Source organism: Corynebacterium hansenii (assembly GCF_030408795.1).
GTDB classification, from domain to species: Bacteria; Actinomycetota; Actinomycetes; order Mycobacteriales; family Mycobacteriaceae; genus Corynebacterium; species Corynebacterium hansenii.
The window spans coordinates 91226-113008 of the sequence record NZ_CP047211.1 but is presented as its reverse complement, the minus strand read 5'-3'; the positions used below and the strand labels follow the sequence as shown (position 1 = coordinate 113008).

At 71.6% G+C, this 21783-nt stretch carries 13 protein-coding genes and 1 pseudogene; 6 read left to right on the top strand and 8 right to left on the bottom strand.

Annotated elements, in window-relative coordinates; all coding sequences use genetic code 11:
* Positions 1-105 precede the first annotated feature (105 nt).
* The 3 genes from CHAN_RS00450 to CHAN_RS00440 all read left to right on the top strand — a co-directional run bounded on the left by CHAN_RS00450 (position 106) and on the right by CHAN_RS00440 (position 4516).
* A complete protein-coding gene (locus tag CHAN_RS00450; protein ID WP_290290765.1) occupies positions 106-1476 on the top strand; it encodes an ROK family transcriptional regulator in 1371 nt (456 codons plus the stop codon).
* A 16-nt stretch (positions 1477-1492) separates the two neighbouring features.
* Positions 1493-2032, top strand: a complete 540-nt coding sequence (locus CHAN_RS00445; protein WP_290290762.1) for an HPP family protein — start codon at positions 1493-1495, stop codon at positions 2030-2032.
* Positions 2033-2395: 363 nt separating this feature from the next.
* Complete coding sequence (locus CHAN_RS00440) at positions 2396-4516, top strand: catalase (protein WP_290293194.1); 2121 nt, start codon at positions 2396-2398, stop codon at positions 4514-4516.
* Between the two features lie 130 nt (positions 4517-4646).
* Here CHAN_RS00440 and CHAN_RS00435 read toward each other — a convergent pair whose 3' ends face one another.
* The 3 genes from CHAN_RS00435 to gltB all read right to left on the bottom strand — a co-directional run bounded on the left by CHAN_RS00435 (position 4647) and on the right by gltB (position 11262).
* Positions 4647-4967, bottom strand: a complete 321-nt coding sequence (locus CHAN_RS00435; protein WP_048743198.1) for a heavy metal-binding domain-containing protein — start codon at positions 4965-4967, stop codon at positions 4647-4649.
* A 78-nt stretch (positions 4968-5045) separates the two neighbouring features.
* Positions 5046-6596, bottom strand: a complete 1551-nt coding sequence (locus tag CHAN_RS00430) for a glutamate synthase subunit beta (RefSeq protein ID WP_290290760.1) — start codon at positions 6594-6596, stop codon at positions 5046-5048.
* Entirely contained in the window at positions 6589-11262 is a 4674-nt protein-coding gene (gene gltB, locus CHAN_RS00425; protein ID WP_290290759.1) for a glutamate synthase large subunit, read from the bottom strand. The genes CHAN_RS00430 and gltB overlap by 8 nt, the downstream gene beginning before the upstream one ends.
* A 453-nt stretch (positions 11263-11715) precedes the next feature.
* Between gltB and CHAN_RS00420 the strand changes: the two are divergent.
* The 3 genes and pseudogenes from CHAN_RS00420 to CHAN_RS00410 all read left to right on the top strand — a co-directional run.
* Positions 11716-12588: pseudogene (locus CHAN_RS00420) on the top strand (HNH endonuclease family protein); the annotation flags it as partial.
* Between the two features lie 164 nt (positions 12589-12752).
* Positions 12753-14987 (top strand): acyl-CoA dehydrogenase family protein, encoded by a 2235-nt coding sequence (locus tag CHAN_RS00415; protein WP_290290757.1) that lies wholly within the window; start codon positions 12753-12755, stop codon positions 14985-14987.
* A gap of 406 nt (positions 14988-15393) precedes the next feature.
* Positions 15394-17073, top strand: a complete 1680-nt coding sequence (locus tag CHAN_RS00410) for an AMP-binding protein (RefSeq protein ID WP_290290755.1) — start codon at positions 15394-15396, stop codon at positions 17071-17073.
* A 365-nt stretch (positions 17074-17438) separates the two neighbouring features.
* Here the strand turns inward: CHAN_RS00410 and CHAN_RS00405 are convergent, their stop codons facing one another.
* The 5 genes from CHAN_RS00405 to CHAN_RS00385 all read right to left on the bottom strand — a co-directional run bounded on the left by CHAN_RS00405 (position 17439) and on the right by CHAN_RS00385 (position 21782).
* Positions 17439-18248 (bottom strand): SDR family oxidoreductase, encoded by an 810-nt coding sequence (locus CHAN_RS00405; RefSeq protein ID WP_435384052.1) that lies wholly within the window; start codon positions 18246-18248, stop codon positions 17439-17441.
* A gap of 71 nt (positions 18249-18319) precedes the next feature.
* Entirely contained in the window at positions 18320-19066 is a 747-nt protein-coding gene (locus tag CHAN_RS00400; protein ID WP_048743189.1) for an SDR family NAD(P)-dependent oxidoreductase, read from the bottom strand.
* 192 nt (positions 19067-19258) lie between these two features.
* Positions 19259-19921, bottom strand: coding sequence for a LysE family transporter (locus CHAN_RS00395; protein WP_290290751.1), 663 nt, complete (start codon positions 19919-19921; stop codon positions 19259-19261).
* Positions 19922-19962: 41 nt separating this feature from the next.
* Positions 19963-20892: an alpha/beta hydrolase family protein gene (locus tag CHAN_RS00390; RefSeq protein ID WP_082144497.1), complete on the bottom strand. Its 930-nt coding sequence runs from the start codon at positions 20890-20892 to the stop codon at positions 19963-19965.
* Positions 20889-21782: an alpha/beta fold hydrolase gene (locus CHAN_RS00385; protein ID WP_290290749.1), complete on the bottom strand. Its 894-nt coding sequence runs from the start codon at positions 21780-21782 to the stop codon at positions 20889-20891. Before CHAN_RS00385 ends, CHAN_RS00390 begins: the two co-directional genes overlap by 4 nt.
* Between the last annotated feature and the right edge of the window lies 1 nt (position 21783).

The window sequence follows — 21783 nt, the reverse complement described above, 5'->3', positions numbered from 1 at the left end:
GCGCGAATTCGGAAGAAACCATTCACCGTGACTGGAATGGCTGTTCCTGAGACCGTTTCCCCAAACAAGTTGACAGACCAGTCGGTCTATTCAATGATGTTCCGCATGCCCCGCTCCGCCCCGTCGATCGCCGACCGCCAGGCCGAGGCCGCCGCGACACCGGCCCCGGCCAAGGCTGCGGCCCACGCCACGCCCCACACCGCGGCCGCAGCCCCGGCCGCTGCCGCAACCCACGCCGCAGCCACGGCCCCGGCCGGCGTTTCGCGCGCGCGGTCCACGGACGCAGCTTCGCCCGCGCGGTCCACGGGCGCGTCCCCCGCCATCAGCCCGACGGCCGCCTTCCGCCTGCCCACTTCGCCGGCGGCGCGGCTGCACCACCAGATCCGCCTGCAGTGGCCGATTACCCGCCCCGATCTGGCGGCGTCGACGGGCCTGTCGCAGCCGACGGTGGCGCGCGGGGTCACGGCGCTGCTCGACGCGGGGCTGGTCGAGGAACGCCCGGACCTGATCACGGGCACGGGGACGGGCCGGCCGCGCGTCCCGCTGGCGCCGGCGAAGTCGCCGTGGCTGCACGTCGGGGCGCACCTCGGGTTACGCACGTCGCACATCGCGATCTTCGACACGGTCGGCCGGGTGCTGCGCGAAACGGACGTCGACTTGCCGCTGGACGCGCTGGCCCCTGACGAGGCCATCGATTCGATCGTCGCCGCCATCCACCGCCTGCGCACCGGCATCGCCCGGCCGCTGCGCACGGTCGGCGCCGCCCTGTCGGGCCACGTCGCCGCCGACGGGACGGTCAACTCGCGCTCCTACGGCTGGGGCCGGACCGACCTGGTCGGCATGCTTTCCGACGGCCTCGGCCTCCCCGCCCTCGCCGCCCCCGACGTCGCCGCGATGGCCGCATCCGAACTGGCGGCCAACCCGCTGCGGGCGGGCGGCGAACGCTTGCCGACGTCGCTGTACTTCTACGCCCGCGAACTCGTCGGAGTGGCATGGACCGTCGACGGCGCGGTGCACCGGCCGGCCCACGGCGACGGGTCGATCGGACATCTGCGGCCGGCGGACAGCGACCTCCTCGGCGGCGCGACGCTGCGGGAGGCGGTCGGCTCCTCCGGAGTGCTCGCCGCCGCCCGCGACGAAGGGGTCCGCGCGGGATCCATCGCCGAGCTCATCGCGGCGGCGCAGACGAACCCGGCGGCCCGAGCGATCCTCGACGAACGGGCGCGCCTGCTGGGGCTGGCGGTGGCCACGGTCGCCGACATCGTCGACCCCGCGCACGTCATCCTCGCCGGCGCGGCGTTCACCGACGATGCCGCCGGCCTGCGCGTCACGGCCCGAACCATCGCCGCCACCTCCCCGGCCCGACGCGACATCAGGGTCTCCCGCGCCCGCGGCACCATCACCCGCGACGCCGCCCGCGCCGTGGCGCTGGATCCGCTGCACGCCGACCCGCTGGGCCTCGCCCCGGCGCGGTGAGGCACAATCGTCGCCCATGCCCGGGGACCACGAACCTTCCAAGCCGGATGCCGTCGAGGGAGCCTTCGCCGCCCTGGCGAGCCAGGCGCCGCCGCGGCCGCCGCTGACCCACATCCTCGGCGCCACCGTCGGGGTGACCATCCCGCTGATCGTCCTCGGCGCCGCGGCAGACGCCACCGACCTGGCCCTGCTCATACCGCCGATGGCCGCCACCGCCGCACTGGTCGTCGGCGGCCCCGACCTGCCGTTGGCGCAGCCCCGCAACATCGTCCTGGGGCATCTGCTCGGCGCGCTGATCGGGCTGGGACTGGCCCACTGGTTCGGTGGGTCGGTGCTGGTCGGCGGGCTCGCGGCGGGCCTCGCCTTCGGCGCGATGCTGCTGCTGCGCTGCGCCCATTCCCCCGGCGCGGCCACCGCCATGCTCCTGGTCACCATTCCCCCGGCGGTCCCCGCCCGCTTCCTGGCCGTGCTCATGGCGTCGGCGGTGCTGGTGATCCTCGCGGGGCTGGCCGCCAATCGGCTGCGCCGCCTCCGCTACCCCGCGTACTGGTGGTGAGCGCCCGCGGGTGCGGGCGGGATGGCGCGCACGCGGGCGTCGTCAAGCACCCCCCGGAATCGCGGCGCGGGCGGAAGGTTTTCCACCCGAAAACGTGATCGCGGTTACCCTGGCGGAGGCAAGGGCGTTACCCCCGTTCACGCCTGCCCGCGGGCCGGGGGCACGCCCTCTGACCAGCCCCGACTTCGGAAGTGACGGTGATCCCCCATGTCCGCCAGCAACGACCGCAAGAAGAAGAGCGACAAGGCCAAGACGAAGGCCAAAACCAAGGCCGCCAAGTCCGCCAAGTCCGCCAAGGACGAGAAGGCCACCAAGACAAAGGCGAAGACCAAGGCCAAGAAGGGCGCCCACGACGCCGCGGCAATGCGCCCGGGCGTCCCCGGCCCCGAACCGGTCGCCTACGACGAGCCGACCGACCCCCGCGAGCCGCTGGCCCCCAAGGACGACCAGACCTCGCCCAAGCCCGCGACGCCCACCGGTTGCCCGGTCCACGCCGACCGCACCGACTTCGCCCAGCAGGGCCCCTACCTGACCACCCCGCAGGGCGTCCGCCGCGCCGAAACGGACCACTCCCTCAAGGCCGGTCCCCGCGGCCCGATCCTGCTGCAGGACCACCACTTCCAGGAGAAGCTGCAGCACTTCGACCGCGAGCGCATCCCGGAGCGCGTGGTCCACGCGCGCGGCGCCGGCGCCCACGGCGTGTTCCGCTCCAACGGCAAGGCCGCGAAGATCACCCGCGCGGGCTTCCTCAAGGAGGGCGTGGAAACCCCCGTCTTCGTGCGCTTTTCGACGGTCGCCGGCTTCCGCGGTTCCATCGACACCGCACGGGACACCCGCGGCTTCGCCGTGAAGTTCTACACCGACGAGGGCAACCACGACCTGGTGGGCAACAACATCCCGGTGTTCTTCATCCAGGACGGCATCAAGTTCCCGGACGTCGTCCACTCGGTCAAGCCGCACATGGACCGCGAGATCCCGCAGGCGCAGTCCGCGCACGATTCCTTCTGGGACTTCGTGTCGCTGCACACCGAGGCGACGTTCCACACCATGTGGAACATGTCCGACCGCGGCATCCCGCGTTCGTACCGGATGATGGAGGGCTTCGGCGTCCACACGTTCCGCATGATCAACGACGCCGGCGAGACGTCGCTGGTGAAGTTCCACTGGAAGCCCAAGCTCGGAGTCCACTCGCAGGTGTGGGAGGAGGCGCAGCTGTCCGGCGGCGCCGACCCGGACCTGCACCGCCGTGACCTGGCCGACGCCATCGAGGCCGGCGCCTTCCCCGAGTGGGACCTGGGCGTGCAGGTGTTCCCGGACAACGCCGAGGAGACCTTCGAGGGCATCGACCTGCTCGACCCGACCAAGCTCGTGCCGGAGGAGCTCGCGCCGGTGGAGATCATCGGCACGATGACCCTCAACGGCAACCCGACGAACTACTTCGCCGAAACCGAGCAGGTCGCCTTCTGCCCGTCGAACATGGTCCCGGGCATCGAGACCACCAACGACCCGCTGCTGCAGGGCCGCCTGTTCTCCTACACGGACACCCAGATGCACCGCCTGGGCGGCCCGAACTTCACGCAGCTGCCCATCAACCGCCCGCATGCCCCGGTCAACGACATGCAGCGCGACGGTTTCGCGCAGCACGCCATCCCCGGCGGCATCAACGCCCACCACCCGAACTCCGTCGACGGCGGCTGCCCCTTCCTGGCCGACCCGGAGACCGCGGGCGGTTACATCGAGGTGCCGCAGGAGATCGCCGACGCGATCAAGACCCGCGAGAAGCCGGCGAGCTTCGCCGACCACTTCTCGCAGCCGCGGATGTTCTGGAAGTCGCTGACCGACGTCGAGCGCGACCACATCATCGAGGCCTACACCTTCGAACTGTCCAAGTGCTTCGACGAGACCATCCGCCGCCGCGTGGTCGGCGAGGTGCTCGCGCACATCGACCAGGAGCTGGCGGAGTCCGTCGCCGAGGGGCTGGGCCTGCCCGCGCCGGATCCGGTGGCCGACCTGCCGGAGCCGGAGCCGTCGCCCGCGCTGTCGCAGATCCGCGGCCCGTACCCGCTGGACGGCCGCCAGGTGGGCATCATCGCCGACGACGACACCGACGCGAAGGCCCTGGACGCGCTGATCGAGGGCATCGACGAAGCGGGCATGGTGCCGCTGGTCATCGCCGACCATGCGGGCCGGCTGGGCGCCGACGGCGACGGCGCGACGGTGCAGCGCACGACGTACAACACGCGCTCCATCGAGTTCGACGCCGTCATCGCCGCGGCCGACGTCGACGCCCCGGAGATCGCCGTGCTGCTCGGCGAGGCGTTCCGCCACCTGAAGGCCATCGCGGCCTTCGGCGACGGGCGGGAGCTGGTCAAGCGCCACGTCGACGCGGACGCGCCGGGCATCGTCCTGGCCGCCGACGGCGGCAAGGCGCTGAAGTCCCTGCTGAAGCTGATGCCGGAGCACAGGGTGTGGGATCGGGCGTGACCGGCCCGGCCACGGAGCGCCCGGCCTCGGGGCGCACCGCCCCGGAGTGATCGGGCCGCGTCGGGCCCGGTCCGGCTTCACCCCGGTCCGGCGGGGCGTCAGGCCAGCTTCACCCCGGCCCGGCGGGACGTCAGGCCAGCTTCACCGCGGTGCCGGAGGCGGTGACCATCAGCATGCCGTTGTCGGCGCCGAGGACCTCGTAGTCCAGGTCCACGCCGATGACGGCGTCGGCGCCGAGGGCCTGCGCGCGCTCGTACAGCTCCGCGAGCGCGGTCTCGCGGGTCTTCTCGAGCTCCTTCTCGTAGGACTCGGCGCGGCCGCCGACGAGGTTGCGGAAGCCGGCGCCGATGTCCTTGAACATGTTGACGCCGGAGATGGCCTCCGAGGAGACGATGCGGATGTAATGGGCGATGTCGCGGCCCTGGATGCTGGGGGTGGTCGTCATGATCATGGCAGCGAGCATACGCAAGGAGGGGCCGCCGCGCCCGGGTTAATTCCGGTCACGGCGGCCCCTCCAACAGCGGTTTCGCTACACGCCGATGGGCATGTCCGCCGGCTCCACCGCACGCGGCAGATTCGACTCGCCCATCAGGTGGCGGTCCACCGCCTCGGCGCAGGCGCGGCCCTCGGCGATGGCCCACACGATCAGGCTGGCGCCCCGGCCGTTGTCCCCCGCGACGAACACGGGGCCGGTGAACGAGCCGTCGTAAAGCGCGTCCGGCTCGAGCGTCGCCCTGTAGTCGCCGTCGCGGACCATGCGGCCGCGCTCGTCGAACACGACGCCCAGCTCGGCGACGATCCCGCCGCGCTCGGGGCCGGTGAAGCCCAGCGCGATGAGCACCAGATCGGCGTCGATGTCGAAGTCGGTGCCCTTCATGGGCACGCGGCGGCCCTCGACGACGGCGACCTCGTTGGCCGAGATGCCGGTGACTCGCCCGTCCTCGCCGTGGAAGGACACCGTGTTGGCGTTGAACACGCGCTTGCCCAGCGTCTCGCCGGACACCCGCGCATCCAGGCCCAGCGCCGCGGTGACCTCCGGCGGCTCCGAACCGGAGATGACGTACTCGCCTTCCTCGTGCGCCGTGGCCACGCGCCAGACCAGCGGGTACATCGGCCACGGGGTCGACGCCGCACGCGAGCGCGGGGCCCGCGGGCGGATGTCGAACTGCGTGACCGACGCCGCGCCCTGGCGCAGGGCGGTGCCGAAGCAGTCGATGCCGGTGTCGCCGCCGCCGATGACCACCACGCGCTTGCCCCGGGCGTCGATCTCCGGCACCTCGGCGTCGCCGGCCGCCACGCGGTTGGCGTGCGGCAGGTACTCCATCGCCTGGTGGATGCCGTCCAGGTCGCGGCCGTCGACGGGCAGGTCGCGCGGCAGCGTGGCACCCGTGGCCAGCACCACCGCGTCGAAGTCCGCCAGATCAGCGGCGCTCGGCGAGATGCCGCAGCGGAACACGGTGCCCTCGGCCTCCATCTGCTCCAGGCGGCGGTCGAGGAACCGGGCCTCCATCTTGTAGTCCGGCACGCCGTAGCGCATCAGCCCGCCGGGCTTGTCGTCGCGCTCGAAGACCGTCACCGCATGCCCGGCGCGGGTCAACTGCTGGGCGGCGGCCAGGCCGGCCGGCCCGGAACCGATCACCGCGACCGACTGGCCGGTGTCGAAGCTCGGCGGGATCGGCTGAACCCAGCCCTCCTCGAAGCCGCGCTCGGCGATGGCCAGCTCGATGTCCTTGACGGTCACCGCGTCATCGTTGATGGCCAGGACGCAGCCGCCCTCGCACGGCGCCGGGCACAGGCGGCCGGTGAACTCCGGGAAGTTGTTCGTCGCGTGCAGGCGGTCGAACGCCTCGCGCCACCGGTCCTGCCGCACCAGGTCGTTCCACTCCGGGATGATGTTGCCCAGCGGGCACGCGGCGTGGCAGAACGGCACGCCGCAGTCCATGCAGCGGGTCGCCTGGGTCTCGATGTGCCCGGGCGCCGGGTGCTCGTGGACTTCCTTCCAGTCCATCAGCCGCAGGGGCACGGGGCGGTGGGCCGGCTCCTCGCGGCGGTGCTTCATGAATCCCTTGGGATCAGCCATTGTTCACTGCCTCCATGATCGCTTCGTTGACGTCCAGGTCCTCGGCTTCGGCGCGCGCGACGACATCGAGCACGCGCGCGTAGTCGCGGGGCATGACCTTCACCATCGACGCGGGGTCGGCGTCGGCGGTGGAGCCGGTCAGCTCGCGGTGGCGGGCGATGACGCCGGTGAGCCACGCGATGTCGTCGGCGTCGGGTTCGAGCAGGTCGACGAGCTCGGGGTTGATGTGCCGGGCCAGTTCCTCCGCCCCGCCGTCGGCGCGGAGGAACGCGATGCCGCCGCTCATGCCGGCGCCGAAGTTGCGGCCGACGGGGCCGAGCACGACGACGCGCCCGCCGGTCATGTACTCGCAGCCGTGGTTGCCGATGCCCTCGACCACCGCGGTCGCGCCGGAGTTGCGCACGCAGAAGCGCTCGCCGACGGTGCCGCGGATGAAGATTTCGCCGCTGGTCGCGCCGAAGCCGATGACGTTGCCGGCGATGGTGTCGCTGGCCGCGTCGGCGGTCGGCGGGGCCGACCGGGACGGCTTGACGACGATCCGGCCGCCCGACAGTCCCTTGCCCACGAAGTCATTGGCGTCGCCCTCGAGGAGCAGCTCCACGCCCGAGGGCACGAAGGCGCCGAAGGAGTTGCCGGCGGAGCCGGTGAGTTCCACGGCGAGCGCGCCGTCGGAAAGCCCCCTGGCGCCGGTGGCCTTGGTGATCTCGTGGCCCAGGCGCGTGCCCACCGACCGGTCGACGTTGGAGATCGGGTAGCTCAGGCGCAGCGGCCCGACGGCGCCGGCCGCGCCGCGGCGGGCGGCGACCAGCAGCGCCGAGGAGTCGGCGATGATCTGCTGGTCGAGCGTGCCCTCCAACCCGTGCTCCTGCGACTTGGTGCAGCGCGGGTCCTGGCCCATCCAGGGGCTCTCGACGGCGTGGAGGATGCGGTCGAGGTTCAGCTTCGCCGCGCGGGGCAGCTCCGCCAGGTCCGAGCGCGGGCGCAGGCACTCGACGTGGCCGACGGCCTCGTCGATGGTGCGGAAACCCAGCTCCGCCAGGTACTCGCGGATCTCCTCGGCGATGAACGTGAAGAAGTTGACCACGTGCTCGGCCCGGCCCGTGTACTTCTTGCGCAGCTCCGGGTTCTGCGTGGCGATGCCGACGGGGCAGGTGTCCAGATGGCAGACGCGCATCATCACGCAGCCCTCCACCACCAGCGGCGCGGTGGCGAAACCGTACTCCTCCGCACCGAGCAGCATGGCCACCATGACGTCGCGGCCGGTCTTGAGCTGGCCGTCGCACTGCACGCGGATGCGGTCGCGCAGGCCGTTGAGCAGCAGCGTCTGCTGCGTCTCGGCCAGGCCCAGCTCCCACGGGCCGCCGGCGTGCTTCAGGCTGGTCAGCGGCGACGCGCCCGTGCCGCCATCGTGGCCGGAGATGAGCACCACGTCCGCGTGGGCCTTGGACACGCCCGCCGCGACGGTGCCGACGCCCAGCTCGGAGACGAGCTTGACGTGGATGCGCGCGTTCGGGTTGGCGTTCTTCAGATCGAAGATCAGCTGCGCCAGGTCCTCGATCGAGTAGATGTCGTGGTGCGGCGGCGGCGAAATCAGGCCGACGCCCGGGGTGGTGATGCGCACCTCCGCGACCCACGGGTAGACCTTCGACGGCGGCAGCTGGCCACCCTCGCCCGGCTTGGCGCCCTGGGCCATCTTGATCTGGATGTCGGTGCAGTTGGACAGGTAGTGGCTGGTCACGCCGAACCGGCCCGAGGCGACCTGCTTGATCGCGCTGCGGCGCCAGTCGCCGTTGGCCTCGCGGGCGAAGCGCTTCGGGTCCTCGCCGCCCTCGCCCGAGTTCGACATCGCCCCCAGGCGGTTCATGGCGATGGCCAGCGTCTCGTGCGCCTCGGCGGAGATGGAGCCGTAGCTCATGGCGCCCGTCGAAAAGCGCTTGACGATGCTCGACACCGGCTCGACCTCGTCGATCGGCACCGGCGGGCGGTCGGAGACCATCTCGAACAGGCCGCGCAGCGTCGCCAGCCGCTTGGTCTGGTCGTCGACCTTGCGGGTGTAGTCGCGGAACACCGCGTACTGGCCGGTGCGCGTGGCGTGCTGGAGCGTGAACACCGTCTCCGGGTTGAACAGGTGGTACTCGCCTTCGCGGCGCCACTTGTACTCGCCGCCCAGGTCCAGGTCGCGGTGCGCCTGCTCCTCCGGGCGGGGCAGGAAGGCGCTGCGGTGGCGGGCCTCCACGTCGGCGGCGACCTCGTCCAGGCCGACGCCCTCCAGCGGCGACACCGCGCCGGTGAAGTACTCGTCCAGGAAGTCCTGCGCCAGGCCGATGACGTCGGCCAGCTGCGCGCCGCGGTAGGACTGCACCGTGGCGATGCCCATCTTGGACATCACCTTCAGCACGCCGCCGGCGGCCGCACGGCAGTAGTTCGAGCACGCCTCGTCCAGGTCGAGGGTGCCCAGCCGGTTCTTCATCCGCAGCTCGTCGATGGTCTCGAACGCCATGTACGGGTTGATCGCGTCGGCGCCGAAGCCGATGAGCATGGCCATGTGGTGGACCTCGCGGGCGTCGCCGGCCTCGACGATGAGCGAGGCCCGCGAACGGGTCTTCTCCGCCACCAGGTGATGGTGGACCGCGGAGGTCAGCAGCAGCGACGGGATCGGCGCGAACCGCTCGTCGGACTCGCGGTCGGACAGGACGATCAGCGACGTGCCGCGGTCGATGGCCTCGGAGACCTCGCGGCGCACGCGGCGGATGGCGTTGCGCATGCCGCGGCCGCCCTGGGCCACCGGGTACAGGCCGGAGATGACGGCCGACTCGAACCCGGCGAAGCGCTCGTCCTCGTGGGCGCGGACCAGGGTGACGAACTCGTGGTTGTCCAGGATCGGCTGGTCCAGGCGGATGCGGCGCGCCGCGGCGGCGGTCGGGTCGAGGACGTCGGCCTCGGCGCCGAGCAGCGTGTGCATGCTGGTGACGGACTTCTCGCGGATGGAGTCGAGCGGCGGGTTGGCCACCTGGGCGAAACGCTGCGCGAAGTAGTCGAACAGCATGCGGGGGCGGTTCGACAGCGCGGCGATCGGGGTGTCGGAACCCATCGAGCCCAGCGCCTCGGCGCCGGTCAGCGCCATCGGGCGGATGATCAGGTCGACGTCTTCCTCGGTGATGCCGAAGACGCGCTGGCGCAGCACCGCGCGGCGGTGCGGCATGTACTCGTAGCGCTGCTGCGGCAGCTCCGCGGTGGTGACCAGACCCTCTTCGACCCACTCGCGGTACGGGCCGGTCGCGGCGAGCTCGGCCTTGATCTCGGCGTCGTCGATGATGCGCCCGGCGGCGGTGTCCACCAGGAACATGTGGCCCGGGCGCACGCGGGTGCGCTGGACGATGTGCTCCGGCGCGATGTCGAGCACGCCGGCCTCCGACGCCATGACCACCAGGCCTTCGTCGGTGACCCAGATGCGCCCCGGGCGCAGGCCGTTGCGGTCGAGGGTGGCGCCGATGACGGTGCCGTCGGTGAACGCCACCGCCGCCGGGCCGTCCCACGGCTCCATGAGGCAGGAGTGGTACTCGTAGAACGCCCGCACGTCGGGGTCGAGGTCGTCGTCGTGCTCCCACGCCTGCGGGATCATCATCATGACGGCGTGCGGCAGGCTGCGGCCGCCCAGGTGCAGCAGTTCCAGGGCCTCGTCGAACCGGGCGGTGTCGGACCCGTCGGGGTCGCACACCGGCAGGACGCGGTCGATGTTGCCCAGCTTCTCCGAGCGGATCAGGGCCTCGCGGGCGCGCATCCAGTTCTCGTTGCCGCGCACCGTGTTGATCTCGCCGTTGTGCGCGACCAGCCGGTACGGGTGGGCCAGGGGCCACGAGGGGAACGTGTTCGTCGAAAAGCGGGAGTGGACGATCGCCAGGGCGGAGGTCATCTCCGGCCGCCGCAGGTCGGCGTAGAAGCCGGCCAGCTGCGGAGTGGTGAGCATGCCCTTGTAGACGATCGTGCGGCTCGACAGCGACGGGAAGTACACGGTGTCGCCGCCGGCGCCCTGGCCGGCACCGCGGTCGCCGAGCTCGCGCTCGCAGCGCTTGCGCACGAACCACACCTTGCGGTCCAGGTCGATGCCCGTCAGCGGGCGGCCGTCGCGGCCCTTGGCGGAGACGAAGATCTGCCGGAACACCGGCATCGCGTCGCGGGCCATCGAGCCCAGCGCCGAGTCGTCGACCGGCACGTCGCGCCAGGTGATCAGGTCCACGCCCTCCTCGGCGCAGATGTCCTCCACCGCGCGGATGGCGTCGAGGGTGGCCATGCGGGCCTGCGGCAGGAAGGCGATGCCGGTGGCGTACGCGCCGGGCTCCGGCAGCAGCACGCCCGCGTGGGACAGTTCCGCGCGGTAGAACGCGTCGGGGATCTGCAGCAGGATGCCGGCGCCGTCGCCGGTGTTCTTCTCCGCCCCGGCGGCGCCGCGGTGGTCGATGTTGATCAGCGCCTGGATCGCCTTGTCCACGATGTCGCGGCTGGCGCGGCCGTGGATGTCGGCGACGAAGGCGACGCCGCAGGCGTCGTGCTCGCGGGAGGGGTCGTACAGGCCCCGGCGCGCCGGGCCGTGCGCGAGGGTGGCGCCTGCGCGCGTCCCGGTTGCGCCGGTGCGGCTGCTGTCGTTCGGGCTCGTGGCGTCGGTCATTGCCGGCCCCTTTCGTTGCTGGTGTCCTCTCGGACGTCACGGGTTTTCGCGTCGCGCGCCGCGTCCGGGGCCCGGGGTGCCGGGTCGGCGTTTCCGGTGGTCCGGGCGCGGCGCGCGCGTGGCTTCTGCAAGGAGCATCGGGGGTCGCGGCCGTAATGACATAACTCGGCGACAACCATTTCCCCAGGTCACGCGGACACTGTGACATGCGACACAATTGGCCCGGGGCCTGATTACCGCCGGGCAACCGCCGTTTAACCCCGCCGAAACAAACCGGGGGTGCCGTTCGCCGCCGCCCAGCCCCTTCCACCGCTGCCCCCCTCCGCCCCAGCCCCTCCACAGCCACACAGCCCCTCCGCAGCCGCCCCGCCCGCGATCGATACCTTCGAACATGCGCGCCAAAGCCGGAACCCCTCGCGCGGGCGGATCCGGGCGGTGTCATATGGTCGCCGCATGTCATCCAGCGCCCGCACCACGCCCCGCAAGCACCGCCTCCTCGCGGCGGTGCTTGCGGCGGGGTTGGCACTGTCGGGTTGCTCGGCCCTCGACGGCGAGGGCTTTGCGACGCCGCCGTCGGACCCCTTCGGCGCCCCCGGGACTTCCGCCGGGGGCGAGGTTTCGGACGGAGCCGGGCCGGACGGAGGAGACGCCTCCGCCGATTCCGGGGCGCCGGAACCGGAGCCCGCGCCCACGGAGCCGCCTCCGCCCGCGCCCATCGACCCGAACGCCCCTGCCGGCGATGGGGCGATGGGCGGCGACGGCGGGGCGTCGTCAAGCGGGGAAGCCGGCCCCCTGGGCGCGATCCGCGGACAGCTGGCCGCCCTGGAGACCAAGGGGCGCGCGCCGAAAACCGGGTACGACCGGGACCTGTTCGGGCAGCGATGGTCCGACGACGTGCCCGTGGCGCTGGGGCACAACGGCTGCGACACGCGCAACGACATCCTGCGGCGCGACCTGGTCGACGTGGAGATCAAGCCGAACACCAACGACTGCGTGGCGCTGGCCGGGACCCTGCACGATCCGTTCACCGGCGCGGCGATCGCGTTCCAGAGAGGGTCGAGGACGTCGAGCGCGGTGCAGATCGACCACATCGTGGCCATGTCCGACGCCTGGCAGAAGGGCGCGCAGGGGCTCGACGGCGACGCGCGGCGGGCGTTCGCCAATGACCCGCTGAACCTGATGGCCGTCGACGGGCCGTCGAACCAGCGCAAGGGCGACGGCGACGCCGCGACGTGGCTGCCGCCCAACTCCGCGTTCCGCTGCCAGTACGTCGCCCGGCAGGTCGCCGTCAAGCACCGCTACGGCCTGTGGGTGACGCCCGCCGAGCGGGACGCGCTGGACCGTTGGCTGGGCACGTGCGGGCCGGCCGACGATGCCGCGCTGGCGGCGCTCGTCGAAGGTGGCGTGGCCGAGCGCAGGTGGCGGCCTGCGTGTCCACATAGCTGTCGAATTAGACATATCCCCGCCGCGAATGTCGGTAACCTCGAGTCATGGACACCAATGACGACGCCATCCGATCCGAGCGACGCGGCGACGACGTCGCCATGGGGAGCACCGAACGGGCCGACGACATCGACAAGGTCGCGGCCGCCGCCGTCGCCGAGGACGCGGGAGTCGGCGACGGGAAAGACAAGGAGAAGGGCAGGGGCGGGGACAAGGGCAGAGGCGGGGACAAGGCCGGGGACGGCAAGTCCAAGCCCGAAACCGTGGGCAAGGGGCCCGCGAAACTGCCCGCCACCCCGGATCCCGCGGTGGCGAAGGAACTGCAGAAGGTCCTCGACGGCAAGTACGCCGACGAACGCGAACGCGTCCGGGCCTTCCTCGACGACGAATTCTTCCGCCCGCAGGCGGGACTGCCGCTGGACGAGGCCCGCGAGGCGGTGCTCGCCCGGCTCGAACGCCTCCGCGACACCGGCATGCCCAAGGGCGTGTTCAGCGCCGACCATGGCGGCACCGGCGAAATCGGCGCGACCCTGACCGGGATGGAGATGGTCGGGCACGCGGATCTCGGAGTCATGGTGAAGTCCGGCGTCCAGTGGGGGTTGTTCGGCGGCGCGGTCGAGGCGCTGGGCAGCGAGCGCCACATGCACCTCGTGCCGCAGATCATCAACCTGGACCTGCTCGGCTGCTTCGCCATGACCGAGCGCGGCCACGGCTCCGACGTGCAGAACCTGCTGACCACCGCCACCTACGACGCCGAAACCGACGAGTTCGTCGTCCACTCCCCCAGCTTGGCGGCGGAGAAGACGTACATCGGCAACGCCGCCCGCCACGGCCGCATGGCCGCTGTGTTCGCGCAGCTGCACACGCCCGGCAGCGCCACCGACGCCAACCACGACCCCGCCGAATCCCACGGGGTGCACTGCATCCTCGTGCCCATCCGCGACGAGGACGGCAACCCGATGCCGGGCGTCACCCTCGGCGACCACGGCCTCAAGGGCGGGCTGCCGGGCGTGGACAACGGCACGATCATGTTCGACAACGTGCGGGTGCCGCGCGAGAACCTGCTCAACCGCTTCGGCGACGTCGACGAGCGCGGCAACTACTCGTCGCCGATCGACTCGCGCAACCGCCGCTTCTTCACCATGCTGGGCACGCTGATCCGCGGCCGCATCTCCGTCGGCGCGGCGGCCGGCGCGGCGACGCGATCGTCGCTGACCATCGCCCTGCGCTACGCCACCCGCCGCCGCCAGTTCGAGGGCGTGCCCGGCAACGAGAAGCGGCTCATCGAGCACCGCTCCCACCGTCTGCGCCTGCTGCCGCGCCTGGCCCGCTCCTACGCCCTGGCGCTGCTGCAGAACCAGATCATCGCCCGCCTGGACGAGCAGGAGAGCCTGATCGCCGCCGGCGAGTGGGACGTCGCAAAGCCCACCGACGAGCAGCAATGGAAGCAGCGTGAAATGGAATCGCGCGCCGCGGCCGTGAAGGCCGCCGCCACCCGCCACGCCACGGACACCATCCAGGCGTGCCGCGAGGCCTGCGGCGGCGCCGGCTACATGGCGGAGAACCTGCTGACCATCCACAAGGACGACTCCGACGTGTTCACCACGTTCGAGGGCGACAACACCGTCCTGATCCAGATGGTGGGCAAGGAGCTGATCACGGCCTACGCGCGCGGCCTGTCCGACCTCGACCCGATGGGCATGCTGCGCTTCGGCGTCGAGAACGTCGGCGACATCCTGCTGCGCCGCACCCCGCTGGCCCGGTCGGTGCAGACGCTCATCGACAGCGTCACCGACCGCGAGGAAACCGACATCTTCGACGCCGGCTACCAGGTCAAGCTCTTCGAGGACCGAGAGTCGAACCTGCTGAAGTCGCTCGCGCGGCGCCTCAGCGGCGCGAAAAAGATGGAGGTGGAGGACGCCGTCGCGGCCGTCGACGCCGCGCAGGACCACCTCATCGCCTGCGGGTGGGCGCGGGTCGACGCGATGCTGCTGGAGGCGCTCGTGGAGGCGGAGGCCTCGCTTGACGACGGCTCGCCGGTGAAGGACGTGTTCGTGCAGATTCGCACGCTGTTCGCATTGTCCGTCATCAACGACCACTCGGGCTGGTACCAGGAGCAGAACGTGCTGAACGGCCTGCGCACGAAGGCGGTGCGCGCGGCGATCAACGACCTCGTCGATTCGCTGGGGCCGTGGGCCGACGTGCTCGTCGACGCCTTCGCCGTGCCGGAGGCCCTGGTGTCCGTGCCGATGCTCGACGACGCGGGGGTGGACGCCCGCTGATGCCCTCCCCCGCCGCCGGAGCGCGGGCACCGGCGGCGGGGAGCGGATCGGGGGCGGACCGGGGGCGATGCGGGGGCAAGGGGCCAGATGCGTTGGGTGACGGAAATTTCGGTGGATACGTCGCCCGGCCTTCGCAGGTGGACTAACCTGCACCCACGTGACGACTGGGGCCAGTGGGATCCCGGTCGGACCCCCATCGCGCCCAATCCGTAATCGGGGCGTAACATTCCAGCCCATAATTCAGATGACACACCTAGCACGTGTGCGACGCGCCACTTTTTGCGGTTCGTTCGGGATCCGTATTAGTTTGACTCTCAAACAACACGTCGCGCCGCCACGTCACGCAGAAGAACACCGTTTCCCCGCGAAGCGGCCAGCCCGCAAACTCCTTGGAGGAACAGAGACAATGTCCGCCGAAATCAACTCCGCACCCAAGCTGCCGCTGCCGTTCCAGGTGAAGGCCGTTGCGAAGTCTCTGAGCCCCCTCCTCAAAACGGGCGCCCTCTACATGACTCCGAAGACCGCGCCGTTCTGCCTCAACTGCATCCGGCGCTGGCGCTTCGCGGTCGGCGGCCTGATCACCATGAGCGCCGAGCGTTACCCGGACCGCCTCGCGCTCGTCGACGACGAGGGCGAGCTGACTTACGCCGAGCTGCGCGACGACGTGTGGGCGCTGGCCCGCGCGCTCAAGGACCGCGGCATGGGCCCCGAGTCCCGCTTCGGCATCATCGCCCGCAACGGCCGCGGCATCATCATCCCGATGGCGGTCAAGGGCCTGCTGGGCTCCGAGATCATGATCATGAACATCGGCTCCTCGGCCCACCAGATCTCCGGCCTCCTCAACGAGACCAAGATCGATTACCTCTTCGTCGACGAGGAGTTCCTCGAGCGCGTGCCGGAGGACATCGGCGACTGCACCGTCGTGGTCACGCACGTCTTCGACAAGGACAACCGCCCCGAGGTCCCCGAGAACTACCTGTTCATGCAGGATCTCATCGACGCCGGCGGCACCTCGGAGCTGGAGACCCGCCCGAAGCAGGGCCGCATCATCATCATGTCGTCGGGCACCACGGGCATCCCGAAGGGCGTGCTGCGCAACGAGCCGAAGACCCCGGCGACCCTGGGCGCCATCGCGGACCGCATTCCGTGGCGCCGCAACATGGTCATCCACCAGTCCGCGTCGATGTTCCACGCCTGGGGCTGGGCGAACGTCATCATCGCGATGGTCACCGGCGCGACCCTGGTCACCCAGCGCCAGTTCGAGCCGAAGGCCGCGCTGGAGCAGTTCGACAAGTACGGCGTCAACGGCCTGGTGTCGGCTGCGATCTTCCTCCGCATCCTCAATGACGAGCTCGAGGCCAACCCGCGCCCGAACCCGGGTCCGTTCGAGTTCATGATTTCCTCGGGCAACGCCATCCCGGCGTGGCTGGTCACCGCACTGACCAAGCGTTTCGGCCCGGTGGTCTGCAACTTCTACGGTTCGACCGAGGCCGGCCTGACCTCCATCGCCACCGGCCCGGAGCTCGCGGAGCGCCCGGATTCGGCGGGCCGCCCCGCCATCGGCGCGCACGTCCGCATCCTCGACGACGACGACAACGATGTCCCGGCCGGCGAGATCGGCCGCATCCACACCGCCCAGGAGCTTGCGTTCACGGGTTACATGGCGTCGCAGCGCGACAAGTTCCGCACGGTCGACGGCCTGCTGGAGATCGGCGACCTGGGCCGCATGGACGAGGACGGCTTCCTCTACGTTTGCGGCCGTTCGGACGACATGGTGATCAAGGGCGGCGAGAACACCTTCCCGCGCGAGGTCGACGAGGTCCTGGGCGCCCTCGACGGTGTCGAGGATCTGCACACCATCGGCGTGAACAACACGAAGACGCTGCTCGCCGAGCTGCACACGTTCGTGATCCGCAAGGACAACCAGGCGGGCAACGCGCTGGATCCGGATGAGATGCGCCAGGTCGTCCGCGAGAACCTCGCGGAGCACTCGGTGCCGGAGCACATCCACTTCGTGGATGATCTGCCGCGCAACGCGACCGGCAAGGTCGTCCCGCGTCTGCTGCCGGTTCCGGAGCCGGAGTAAAAATCGGCGCAGGCCCGGCACCGGGCACTTCCGACACCGGGCACCAGCCTTGAGCGGCGAGGCTTCACGGGCGGGCCCCGAGCCGTTTCGGTGCCGGGCACACCCTGTACCGGGCGCATTCAACACCTGAGCGGCGAATCTTCGTTGCCGGGCCCGGTTTCATGGCCGGGTTCAAATTCGAGGCCAACCTAGCTTTGCGACGGCCCCGCGGACACCACGTCCCGCGGGGCCGTCGCCCATTTCCGGGCCGTGTCCGCCCAAACCCCCGCCATTCCCCGACCCCTCACCGCAGATGCGCCAGTTCCAGGCAAATACACCCGTTGCAACGGGCGCATCTGCCTGGAACTGGCGCATCTGGAGCAGTTTTAATTGCGCGGGCGGACGGTTACTTCCTCCACGATGCAGTCATCCGTCGCATCGACGCACAGCCGCACGGCGGCGGCGATGGAGTCGACGTGGACGTACTTCGAGCCGTCGTAGCCGTCGGCGCCCATGATCTGCACCTGCATGTCGGTGTCCACGCGACCCGGGTGGACGGAGGAGACGCGCACGCGGCCACGCTCCTCTTCGCGCAGGGCGTCGGTTATGGCGCGCAACGCGAACTTCGACGCCGAATACAGGCCCAGGCCCGGCCCCGACTTGTAGCCGGAGCCCGAGTTGATCGCCACGACCGTGCCGTGCCCCTCGCGGAGCGCCGGCAGCAAGCGGCGGGTCAGGTCGACGACGGCGACGACGTTGATGTCCAGCAACCTCGACCATTCGTCGCGGTCGGCGTCGGCGACGGTGCTCTTCGCCCATATCCCGGCCGAATGAACCAACACGTCGAGCCGCGGCTTCCGCGACGCCGGCGCATCCGCCGCGCCGCCCCCGTTCTCCCCGACACCGCCGCCTGCACCACCACCGTCGAGCCCCGCCCGCGCGACGGCGGCGGCGACTTGGTCGGGGTCCGTCAGGTCGGCGACGAACGCCTCGGCGGAGGGCAGCTCCGACACCACGGCCTCCGCCCCTTCGGCGGTCGTCGCACCGACGAGGACGTGATGGTCGCGCCCGAGATCGAGCGCCACCGCACGGCCGATCCCCCGCGACGCTCCGGTGATCAGCGCAATCGGGCGGCCGCCCGCACGCTCCACAGCGGAGCCAATCGCACCACCGCCCACGCCGGCGTCGCCATCCACGGGCAGACTTTCTCCCCCGCCAGAACCGCGCGCACCGCCGCCCACGCCGGCTTCCCCGTTCCCCGCCACGCCTACTTCACCGGCTTCGGCGCGGCGTTGCCGGCCTGGTCGATGGGGGTGATCTGCAGGAAGTCGATGTTGACGTGCGCGGGGCGGGTGGCCACGAAGGTGATCACTTCGGCGACGTCCTCGGCGGTCAGCGACTCGACGCCCTCGTAGACGCGGCCGGCCTTCTCGGCGTCTCCGTCGAAGCGCACGAGCGAGAAGTCGGTGTGCACGCGGCCGGGGTCGATTTCGGTGACACGGACGCCGTCGGCGGCGATCTCCTGGCGCAGCACCTCGGTCAGGGCGCGTTCGCCGTGCTTGGCGGCGTTGTATCCGGCGCCGCCGGGGTAGTTCTGGCGGGCGGCGATGGAGCCGATGGTGATCACGGCGCCTTTCGCGGCCTTCAGCGCGGGCAGCAGGGCGCGGGTGACGCGGAGGGTGCCCAGGACGTTGACGTCGTACATCCAGCGCCATTTTTCCTCGACGGCGTCTTCGACGGATTCCATGCCCAGGGCGCCGCCGGCATTGTTGACCAGCACGTCGCATGACTGGACCTCGGCGGCGAGGGCGTCGACGGCGGTTTGGTCGGTGACGTCGAGTTCGACGACCCGCGCCGTTCCGCCGGCGTCGCCGATGCGGCGGGCGACCTCGGCGAGTTTGTCGGCGCGCCGCGCGCCGAGCACGACTTCGTATCCCGCGGCGGCGAGTGCGGCGGCTGTGGCGGCGCCGATTCCCGAGGATGCGCCGGTGACTACTGCGACGGGCTTGCCCATGATTGTTCCTCCAGCTGGTGGTGCGTGTGCGGCGGCCGCGGGGCCGCCCGTGTCGTCGTTCGCGGGGTGCCGGTGGCGCGCGGGGCGCCGCCGCAACCTGCCTGACGTCGTTCCTACCAGCGTTGGCGGGCGGGGCGCGGGCGGTGGGGTGTGCTTGACGACGCCCACGTGGTCCGCAACCGCCCGGTTTCGTCAGAGGGAGCCGGCGCCTTCGGCGATCACGGCGACGGCGAGGATCAGGAAAATGGCGCCGGAGACGGCGTCGATCCACGGCCCGGCGCGGTGCAGCGCCCCGGCGAATGCGGGGTGGCCGAGGCCCCGGGCGACACCGCCGAACCACGCGATGGAGCAGGCCGCCAAGACGGCCACGATGAGCGCCTGCTGCCCGAAGCCCATGCCCGGCTCGATGAACCTGGTGAACACCGCACCGAAGAAGATGACGGCCTTCGGATTGGACAGGTTGGTGAACAGGCCCTGCAGGAATGCGCCGGTCAGGCCGGGGCGCTGCTCGGCGGGGACGTGGGCGTCGTCAAGCGGGTCCGGGGACGGCGCCCCGCCGCCGCGCAACGCGCGCACGCCCGCCCGCAGCGCGGAGAAGCCGAGCCACAGCAGGTACGCGCCGCCGGCGATCTGCAGAACCGACAGCAGCCACGGCGCGGCGGCGAGCAGCGCGCCGAGTCCGGCGAGCGTCAGCACCAGCCACACGAGGATGCCCGCGACGATTCCCGCCGCGGCGGCCAGCCCCCGCGCCCGCGACCGCGTGGCGATGCGCACCAGGCACAGCAGATCCGGCCCCGGCGAGCAGATCGCCGCGAACCAGACGCCGAGCAGTGCGAGGAAGGCGGTGACGGTCATGGGGAAAGCCTAAATCGCGGGCGGGGCCAGGCAAGGCGCCGCTACGCGCTCAGGCCCAGCTGTCCGGCGATGGCCTTCTTCGCCAGCGCCCACGGGGCTCCGTGGATCTTGCCCCAGGAGCCGTGGTCGGCGTCGTGGAGGATCCGCAGATCGACGGGGTTGCCGGCGGCGCGGGCGGCGTCGGCGTAGACGGTGGCCTGCTCGAAGGAGACGGTGCGATCGTTGCGGCCGTGCAGCACGGACATGCGCACGCCGGGGTCGACGTGGAAGACGGGCGAAGCGTCGCGGTAGCGGTCGGGGTAAGCCTCGGGCGGGCCGCCGAGCAGCGGGACGATGTGCTTGTCGCCCGCCCGGAACGCCTTGGCCAGGTCGTACACGCCGCAGATGGCCACGCAGTTGCGCACGGGGAACTTCGGCCGCGAACCGGGGATCTCCGGCGGCAGCATCGTCCGCCCCGCCGCCCACGCCGCGAGGTTGCCGCCGGCGCTGACGCCGGTGACGGTGACGCGGTCGAGGTCGATCTCCACGTCGGCCTGCCCGGCCAGCTTGGGCACGTGGTCCATCGCGGCGGCGACGTCGACGTACGTGTGCGGCCACCCGCCGCCGCGCCCGCTGCCGCGGTACTCGATGTTCCACACGGCCATGCCGCGCCGCGCCAGGTCGGCGGCCATGTGCCCGGTGGATGCGGCGGTGGAGAACCCCGACCAGCCGCCGCCGTGGATCATCACGGCCAGCGGCAGCGGCCCGGCGCCGTCGCGTTTGGCCCCCTGGGGCAGGAAGAGGTCCCCGACCTGCCGCTCATGCCACCCGTAGGAGTACCGCACCGCACCGGCGGCCCCGGCGTCCTTCTCGGACACGCCCCGCGGCCCGTCGCACGTGGCCACGCCCCCGACCGCGAAGCCGGCGGCGGCCAGGCCGAGCAGCTTTACGACGGTCCGCCGGTCCACCATCGGCGTGCCCGGCCCGTTCATGCCGGGGCGCGCGGAGACGTCCGCGCGACGAGGGCGGAGATCTGCGCGACGACGTCGGCGGGGCGATGGGTCATGACCATGTGCGGGCACGGCGCGAGGATAGCCACTTCCGGCCCGTCTTCGCCGTCTCGGGAGCCCCCCGCCAGTTCGCCCCACACGCGCAGATGCGCCTCCCGCCCGCGGGCGGCCGCCGCGACCGCCGCGGGATCCTCGCCCGCGCGCAGGCGCCGCTTCGGCACGGCGAAGATGTCCGTGACCGCCGTGACGGCGCGGACGCGGCCGGACCCGCCGGCGTCGCCGACCGCCGCATCCACCGCCCGCAGGTCCCGCAGATCGCGCGCCCACCGGGAGAACACGGCGTTTTCCAGCAGCATCGACGACAGCTCGCCGCGCCGCATACGGGGCCACGCCCACCGCACCAGCGGTTCCAGCGTCAGGCCGGTCGCATGCGACACCGCCTCGAACACCGGCGACGGGCGGCCGGCGTCCTCGACCACGGAGACGTCGATGAGCAGCACCCCGTCCACCAGGCCCGGATTGGCGCGCACGGCGCCCTCCGCCAGGAACCCGGCCGCCGAGTGGACCGCGAGAATCACCGGCGACGCCCCCTCCTCGCGGCACCGGCGCAGATCGTGGACCACGCGGCCGACCTCGTCGCCGAAATCCGGGACGTCGCCGAAGGTCCACGCGCGCCGCCGCCCCAGCCCGGGACGATCGACGATCACGTACGGGTACGGTCCGCCGTCGGGGGCGCGGGCGTCGGAAAGCTCCGCGACGACCGGCGCCCACTTGCGCGCCGGAACCCCCGCCCCGCCCGCCATGACGACGACGGGGGCGCCGGGGCGGATCGGCGGCGACGGGGGGATCTGCGGGGCCTTGCGGGAGGTCATC

Excerpts from the sequence above, each read along its gene's own strand:
- CHAN_RS00410 (WP_290290755.1), top strand. The coding sequence starts at position 15,394 with ATGTCCGCCGAAATCAACTCCGCACCCAAGCTGCCGCTGCCGTTCCAG.
- CHAN_RS00390 (WP_082144497.1), bottom strand. The coding sequence starts at position 20,892 with ATGAACGGGCCGGGCACGCCGATGGTGGACCGGCGGACCGTCGTAAAG.
- gltB (WP_290290759.1), bottom strand. The coding sequence starts at position 11,262 with ATGACCGACGCCACGAGCCCGAACGACAGCAGCCGCACCGGCGCAACC.
- CHAN_RS00395 (WP_290290751.1), bottom strand. The coding sequence starts at position 19,921 with ATGACCGTCACCGCCTTCCTCGCACTGCTCGGCGTCTGGTTCGCGGCG.
- CHAN_RS00415 (WP_290290757.1), top strand. The coding sequence starts at position 12,753 with ATGGACACCAATGACGACGCCATCCGATCCGAGCGACGCGGCGACGAC.
- CHAN_RS00445 (WP_290290762.1), top strand. The coding sequence starts at position 1,493 with ATGCCCGGGGACCACGAACCTTCCAAGCCGGATGCCGTCGAGGGAGCC.
- CHAN_RS00400 (WP_048743189.1), bottom strand. The coding sequence starts at position 19,066 with ATGGGCAAGCCCGTCGCAGTAGTCACCGGCGCATCCTCGGGAATCGGC.
- CHAN_RS00385 (WP_290290749.1), bottom strand. The coding sequence starts at position 21,782 with ATGACCTCCCGCAAGGCCCCGCAGATCCCCCCGTCGCCGCCGATCCGC.
- CHAN_RS00435 (WP_048743198.1), bottom strand. The coding sequence starts at position 4,967 with ATGATCATGACGACCACCCCCAGCATCCAGGGCCGCGACATCGCCCAT.
- CHAN_RS00450 (WP_290290765.1), top strand. The coding sequence starts at position 106 with ATGCCCCGCTCCGCCCCGTCGATCGCCGACCGCCAGGCCGAGGCCGCC.
- CHAN_RS00430 (WP_290290760.1), bottom strand. The coding sequence starts at position 6,596 with ATGGCTGATCCCAAGGGATTCATGAAGCACCGCCGCGAGGAGCCGGCC.
- CHAN_RS00440 (WP_290293194.1), top strand. The coding sequence starts at position 2,396 with ATGCGCCCGGGCGTCCCCGGCCCCGAACCGGTCGCCTACGACGAGCCG.